This window comes from Nostoc sp. FACHB-888 (assembly GCF_014696655.1).
In the GTDB taxonomy this organism is placed as follows: domain Bacteria; phylum Cyanobacteriota; class Cyanobacteriia; order Cyanobacteriales; family Nostocaceae; genus Nostoc.
Window position 1 is genome coordinate 1 of sequence record NZ_JACJQM010000226.1, and the last position, 5987, is coordinate 5987.

The 5987-nt window shown below is 42.0% G+C and carries 10 protein-coding genes; 4 read left to right on the plus strand and 6 right to left on the minus strand.

Going from position 1 to position 5987, the window contains the following annotated elements; all coding sequences use genetic code 11:
* A partial coding sequence (locus tag H6G26_RS37330; RefSeq protein ID WP_190736614.1) for an AIPR family protein occupies window positions 1–539 on the minus strand: 539 nt, incomplete at its 3' end.
* Window positions 540–989: 450 nt separating this feature from the next.
* On the opposite strand from H6G26_RS37330, the gene H6G26_RS37335 reads away from it, so the two are divergent.
* Both H6G26_RS37335 and H6G26_RS37340 read left to right on the plus strand, forming a co-directional pair.
* Window positions 990–2101, plus strand: a protein-coding gene (locus H6G26_RS37335; RefSeq protein WP_242054235.1) for an IS630 family transposase whose coding sequence is annotated in 2 segments (ribosomal slippage) — window positions 990–1410 and window positions 1410–2101 — 1113 coding nt in all. Because the reading frame shifts where the segments join, the coding sequence is not laid out codon by codon here.
* A 310-nt stretch (window positions 2102–2411) separates the two neighbouring features.
* Window positions 2412–2603 (plus strand): hypothetical protein, encoded by a 192-nt coding sequence (locus H6G26_RS37340; protein ID WP_190736616.1) that lies wholly within the window; start codon window positions 2412–2414, stop codon window positions 2601–2603.
* A 371-nt stretch (window positions 2604–2974) separates the two neighbouring features.
* Here H6G26_RS37340 and H6G26_RS37345 read toward each other — a convergent pair whose 3' ends face one another.
* Entirely contained in the window at window positions 2975–3688 is a 714-nt protein-coding gene (locus H6G26_RS37345) for a hypothetical protein (RefSeq protein ID WP_190736618.1), read from the minus strand.
* A 124-nt stretch (window positions 3689–3812) separates the two neighbouring features.
* Here H6G26_RS37345 and H6G26_RS37350 point away from each other — a divergent pair, with 124 nt between their 5' ends.
* Window positions 3813–4001, plus strand: coding sequence for a hypothetical protein (locus tag H6G26_RS37350; protein ID WP_190736620.1), 189 nt, complete (start codon window positions 3813–3815; stop codon window positions 3999–4001).
* Complete coding sequence (locus H6G26_RS37355) at window positions 3977–4363, plus strand: transposase (RefSeq protein WP_347242579.1); 387 nt, start codon at window positions 3977–3979, stop codon at window positions 4361–4363. The genes H6G26_RS37350 and H6G26_RS37355 overlap by 25 nt, the downstream gene beginning before the upstream one ends.
* 177 nt (window positions 4364–4540) lie before the next feature.
* Here the strand turns inward: H6G26_RS37355 and H6G26_RS37360 are convergent, their stop codons facing one another.
* From H6G26_RS37360 to H6G26_RS37375, 4 genes are all read right to left on the minus strand, one after another.
* Entirely contained in the window at window positions 4541–4897 is a 357-nt protein-coding gene (locus H6G26_RS37360) for a hypothetical protein (protein WP_190736622.1), read from the minus strand.
* A 154-nt stretch (window positions 4898–5051) separates the two neighbouring features.
* Entirely contained in the window at window positions 5052–5360 is a 309-nt protein-coding gene (locus H6G26_RS37365) for a cupin domain-containing protein (protein ID WP_190736624.1), read from the minus strand.
* 65 nt (window positions 5361–5425) lie between these two features.
* Window positions 5426–5575 (minus strand): hypothetical protein, encoded by a 150-nt coding sequence (locus H6G26_RS43405; protein WP_242054237.1) that lies wholly within the window; start codon window positions 5573–5575, stop codon window positions 5426–5428.
* Window positions 5576–5583: 8 nt separating this feature from the next.
* Complete coding sequence (locus tag H6G26_RS37375; protein ID WP_242054238.1) at window positions 5584–5895, minus strand: DUF4278 domain-containing protein; 312 nt, start codon at window positions 5893–5895, stop codon at window positions 5584–5586.
* Between the last annotated feature and the right edge of the window lie 92 nt (window positions 5896–5987).

Below are 5987 nucleotides of genomic sequence, written 5' to 3' on the forward strand. Positions count from 1 at the left end.
CTATCTTCTGCTCTCTCTAACTGGACTAAATACTGCTTGATAAATTTGTAATCACCTCTGGCGTTGACTTTGGAGCGAGAATCTACTGGCGTTGTAGTATTTGAAGCCAGGGCTATATCTTTGGCTGATTCTTCAGTCAATCCGATGTGAATCGTAACTTTGACCCTAGCTTCGGTTAAATCGTATTTGTAATTTTTCGCTTGCTCAAAGGCTAAAACTGTGTGCCCACCGTTGATAATCCCATCGCTACCGCCCTCGTTAGCTTCTAATATCTCCAGTTCTAGCTCGGTTTTATTTCTGTTGGGCTTAACTTTATTGGCTGACAGAACAATTCCACTGTGGCGAGAGAAGAATTTTACGGGTTCAGTCGTCAGCGAGTCGAAGATTTGTCTGTAGGTCGCGCTTTTGCGGTTTGCTTCCCGAATGTTGGGTTCTAGGGGGAGGTCTGTTGGGAAGCTGTCTACATGGGCTGTGGCGATGATGCAGTTGGGGTTGGCTTGAAAATAGTTATCTATTTTAATATTCCAAGTCTTGGGCATACTTTATTTTATTTCTTGGTCAGTGGAATTTCTATGTTAACCAAAACCCTGGCCCTGATATTGCTTTCTCGAAACGTCCAGTACCTTTAGAGATTGGAATACAACATATCTCAACATTTGCTCCCGTCAAGTTATTTGAACCTGCGGCAGAATTGACCAAGCCCCGTTGGGGCGGGTATAGGGTGTAGGGAATATATAGCCCCAACAACCCTCTTCGTTACATCTTTCAAGATGATTGCATTAAACGGGGTTTCAGAGCTACGGTCAATGCCGTATCCGCTACACCCTACACCCTACCCCCCACACCCAACTTCCTGACACAGATAAAAAGCCGAAATTCACACCAACATTATGCTTGATTTGTACAGTGCCTAAATCCTAGTAGTCTGCCAAGGAAACTTTGCTAAGTAAAACCTCTAATTGGTAGAATAGCCAAAAACGGGGTGTAACATGGCGAAAAAGTACATTATTGACTTGAATGAAGATGAAGTTTCTCAACTGCAATTGATAATTAAGAAAGGTAAGCATAAAGCAAGAACCATAACCCGTGCAAACATTCTTCTGATGGCATCTGAAGGAGAAACGGATCAAGTGATCGCTAACACAGTTAGAGCGCATGTTGCGACAGTACAACGGACGCGAGAAAAATTTGTCATTGGAGGGTTAGATTTTGCTTTAAAAGATGAAGTTCATCCACAAAAACCTAAGAAATTAGATGAAAAGCAAGAAGCATTTTTGATTGCAACTGCTTGTTCTAATCCACCAGTTGGAAGAGTACGTTGGACAATGCAATTATTAGCAGATCATTTAGTTAACGTTGGTATTATAGATTCAATTTCTGACGAAACAGTACGTCAAACTTTAAAAAAAATGAAATTAAACCGTGGTTAAAAGAACAGTGGTGCATTCCCGAAGTTAATGCAGAATATGTTTTCCGAATGGAAGATGTACTGGATTTATACAATGAGCCTTACGATCCTAAACGCCCCGTACTCTGCTTTGATGAACGCCCATATCAATTAGTAGAAGAAGTAAGACTTCCTTTGCCACCAGAGCCGGAGCAACCTGAACGTTATGATTTTGAGTATAAACGGAACGGGACAGTAAATTTATTTGCGTGTTTTCAACCCTTGGCGGGCTGGCGGCATATCGAAGTTACAGAACGCCGAACTAAAGCCGATTTTGCTAAACAGATGAAAAATTTAGTAGATGTTTGCTACCAAGATGCCGATGTTATTCGTTTAGTAGTTGATAACCTGAATATTCATACCCCCAGTGCATTATATGAAGTTTTTCTACCAGAAGAAGCACGTCGAATTGTTCAAAAATTAGAGTTTCACTATACACCTAAACACGCTTCTTGGCTGAATCAAGTAGAAATTGAATTATCTGTTTTATCTCGCCAATGTTTGGAACGGCGTATTCCTAATACAAAAACATTAACTTCTGAGATTGCCGCTTGGGAGAAACAACGTAATCAACAAAAAGCCAGTGTCTATTGGGGTTTCCAAACCAAAGATGCTCGCCGAAAAATGCAGCGTTTATATCCAAATCCAACCTAGCAAAGTTGCCTTGGCAGACTACTAGTTTAGATAAAGAGTACTTAAAACCTTTGATTTTTAGGTACTCTCTTTATGGAAAGCTCTTTGAAACTATCAAATAACAGTCTAATTGCTGTATATATCTGCAAAAACTAACTTCAGGTAGACTATTATTCATACTTAAGTTAGTTGCAAAAAGTGCTAATGTTAAAAAGTTTTCTAGAACATCTATAACGCCGGCTTGATCTGTTAGTTTCGCTTGAAACGCATTTATACCTATTTTCGTTATGAGAATGGCTGCTTTACTAATATTCAGCAAGCGCACAGTACTATGACTACCACTAAGATTCATTCAGTTGTCTGTATTCAGTCTCGTATTTTAGTCGTATTTTACACTCCTGCTAAATGCTGGCAGTTTCGGATTGTTAGCCCCGATGGCACGGTATTTGGTGACTATCCGATTTACTATAGCGCTGAGGCGGCAGCAAAAGCTGGGCGTGATTCGATTTATCAAAACCGTTAAAGTGGAATGGCACGCTTGAAAAGGGAAAATCGTTGAGGCAGCTCTTGTGCAGAGGAGCAGAGGAACAGGGGAGAAAGAAGAAGTTTTAGGATACAAACGGATATTTAGAAATTCCCCTCTGCACCACCCTTGCCCCTGGAGCATCCTTACGCTGCATACTCTTTAGCTTAACAAGCGTAACATTCAGCTATGAGGCTTATCATATATGCATCCTAGCCTTTTTTATCCTCGCAAGGGATCTTTCCCAAACCAGGCTGACAGGTCGATTATATGTAGCAACCTAGATTCTACCCAACGGCTCGTGCAAAAGAGAGACTTGGGTTTGGTCTTGTCGCCCGCAGCGCTTTGACCAAACCCAATAGCGCAGCAGGCTAGAATCGGGTTCTGCTACCACCCCAATCGCTTGATTCGCAGTTTCCCCGGAACTTTGCAATCCCATCTATGGCGATCCTGCCGCTGCGTCGGTCGATATTGACACGCGGTTTATTTAGCCCGTTCATCCGGTATTTTCCCGTAATTCGATCGGGTTCGACCTTCAGGTTGTCGAGTTTCCACCATCCATTGTTACCGCGCGAATTGATCAGCGCGATGAGCTTTCCGCCCAGATGGATTTTTCCTTCTGTACCACGGATTTCGACCTGAACCTCGGAATCGAAACTGGTAGTCGTTGACTCTAGGCGATTACGCAGTTCGTAGCGATGGCGGCGTTCGTTCCATTCATAACTATTGCGGCTTTCGACACCTCCCGGTTTGCGACCTTCACCATAGCAGATCAACGTCAGATTTTGGCGCGACGGGTTGCTATTGTAACTGTCAGGTGTGCCTTGTTCTTGCAGGTAGCTATTGATTGCCGCCTGCGCTTTACGGATATCTGTTGAACTACAGGATCGGCGCTGTTGAAGGATCTCTCGCTGAGGGTTAAAAAGGACAGTGCAGCCACTTCCTGATGTCATACTAGTCACAGTCAGATTACCGCTGTCTAAAGTATCAATCACTGCTTGAGCATTAACAGAATGACTCACACTAAGAGTCAATAAACTCAGAATAGTAGAGGCTACTATTGGCAAGGTTTTTATTGGTTGCATTTAGTTTATATGGGAATGGCACGCTTGAAAAGCTCTAAGCTGTGTGAAATAAGGGCTAGGGCGTGTTTTAAAACTCGGTAAAATGGTTGAGAACACTAAAAATTAACGAAGTTAACATTTATCTATGATCCTTCCACCGCAAAGTCGGGGCGACTTGACAGAGCGACAATGGAAGCGCCTGATGCCAACAGTTGGTGAACGTCATGAAGCAGTGGTATTTGAGCAATTAATGTCACAAGGAGCGGTAAAACGTCCAAGTGTTGGTCGTCCTCGCTTACGCCCCAAGCGATTACAGCACTTCTGGCAGCTATGAGGTACATCCTAAAAGCTGAAAGCAATGATAGGAGAGGGGCAAGGAGAAAACTATATTGCATAATAGCCGAAAGCGCTGTAGTCGGTGATAAAGGTTACAGCAGTGCTAATATTCGTCGTCATTTGCAACGGCGTGGTATTCGGTTCACCATTCCACTTAGGTCGAACGAACGCAGACGCGGTAAGTTTGATAAATCCATTTATCGCCAAAGAAATCGGGTCGAGCGATGTTTCAACCGTTTGAAGCAATTTCGTCGGATTGCTACACGGTATGAGAAAAAAGCTGATAACTACCTTGCAATGCTGACACTTGCTTCCATATATGGCTATAGTTTTAAAACACGCCCTAGTAGTAATCATTAACCCGAAAAGACTTAATACCTGTAATGCTTTAAACTTGTAATTATGTGTCATATTCCGATACAGTATATGATGGTTAAGTTACATTTTTTGGTTGAAAACGCTTTTAATTCTGCTATTCATTTGAAGTCAGTGATTGATAGAGTTTATACTTCTCTATTTGTTCCCCACCTCCAATATTTAGTTACCTGCTATAAACTGATGAATGCGTTCCAGCCAAGCTTGATTTGCATCAATTGTGAGAATAATTCGTTGGCAAGATTCATCTTTGAGTTCTAGAGTTAAATAATCTTGGTCTTTCGTCACGTACCAAAATTCTTTACCTCTACTGCTGTAGTAGGTTCCTGCTTTAATTATCCCTGGAATAACAAGACCGGGATTACGGATTTCTGACCAACTACTTACTGGTTGATCAGTCGAAACTGCTGTAATATGATTGAGGGGAATTACCAAATTTTTGCAGATATTAAATGCCAGTAATTGCTCATGCCATTCCCATTCAATTTGTAAGTTGTTATTAACGAGAGTGAGATTCATTGTTTTCTTCCTTAATCTGTTGGTAGCTAAATAATGTAACTTTTCCAGAAATTACTAAATGAGATTTATTTCTTTAGTTCGCAATGATAAGCTCTAATCCAAGCAAAAACCAGCACAAATAATTTTTCGGTAATTCCCCAAAAAATAGCCAAAGTCAACAGCCTAGTTCGTTGCCATAGTTGTGAAGGAACTGGATGGCATTTGGAGGAATGTAAACCGTATCGCCTGGTTCAATGCGACGAACTTCACTGTTGATCGACATTTCGCCAACACCGCTAATGATGTAATAAACCTCAGAAGTCTTTAGGGAATGGGGAATCGAAGTTTTGCCAACAGGCAAGATCGCATACGCCAAACTGTAACGCAAGTTGATGTCTTGTTTGTCAGGATGAAGCAGTTCGCGCAGAACAGTTCCATCTCCAGCGATAATTTCTTCACAGTCGTTTAGTTTTTGGATCAGCATAAGTTTAGGCTTGCAATTACACAATCGGAGCAAGTTCAGAATCTGTGAATTTTGGAGGAGAAAGCTTAAGGAAGTGCTGGCTCACGTCGCAACACGGCTAAATCCTCAGCATCGAGTTCAACGGGAATCTCACTGCGAATCAGTTCCGCAAAGTTGCGGTAAGCTCGGTAGTCCTGCGGCGATCTCAGCACTGGAATTACATGAGATTCGTTCATCAGAGTCTCTATATTGAGTTGTACAAATTAAATGTGCTTTCCGGTTGAGTAACTACGCTAACTTCTTCCTGTGCAGTTTTATTCACAAAGTAGGCACTTCCTCGATACACCAATCTATAAGCTACTGGTTGTACAGGAACTTCACTCTGCTTTGTATTCGGATCGATACGATAGGGAACCCCACGGTAAGTCAAATTAGAAGGTCTTTTGTTCTGGCTTTCACGCTTCGAAGCGTCGTATTCGTAGCTAACACCGCGATATTGAAGTTTCATGGTTTCACCTTTTGGTTTCATGGTTTCACCTTTTGAATGAGAGACCATTTATAAAGTAAATCTTTAGACGGCTAGACGACGTAGCATAATTCGAGTCATAACGGCATATATGGCAGCCTCACTCATTTCAGTCAGACGTT

What these genes read in the sequence shown, in the direction of transcription:
- H6G26_RS37340 (WP_190736616.1), top strand. Translation starts at nt 2,412, where the DNA reads ATGACTACCACTAAGATTCATTCAGTTGTCTGTATTCAGTCTCGTATT.
- H6G26_RS37345 (WP_190736618.1), bottom strand. Translation starts at nt 3,688, where the DNA reads ATGCAACCAATAAAAACCTTGCCAATAGTAGCCTCTACTATTCTGAGT.
- H6G26_RS37350 (WP_190736620.1), top strand. Translation starts at nt 3,813, where the DNA reads ATGATCCTTCCACCGCAAAGTCGGGGCGACTTGACAGAGCGACAATGG.
- H6G26_RS37360 (WP_190736622.1), bottom strand. Translation starts at nt 4,897, where the DNA reads ATGAATCTCACTCTCGTTAATAACAACTTACAAATTGAATGGGAATGG.
- H6G26_RS37365 (WP_190736624.1), bottom strand. Translation starts at nt 5,360, where the DNA reads ATGCTGATCCAAAAACTAAACGACTGTGAAGAAATTATCGCTGGAGAT.
- H6G26_RS43405 (WP_242054237.1), bottom strand. Translation starts at nt 5,575, where the DNA reads ATGAACGAATCTCATGTAATTCCAGTGCTGAGATCGCCGCAGGACTAC.
- H6G26_RS37375 (WP_242054238.1), bottom strand. Translation starts at nt 5,895, where the DNA reads ATGGTCTCTCATTCAAAAGGTGAAACCATGAAACCAAAAGGTGAAACC.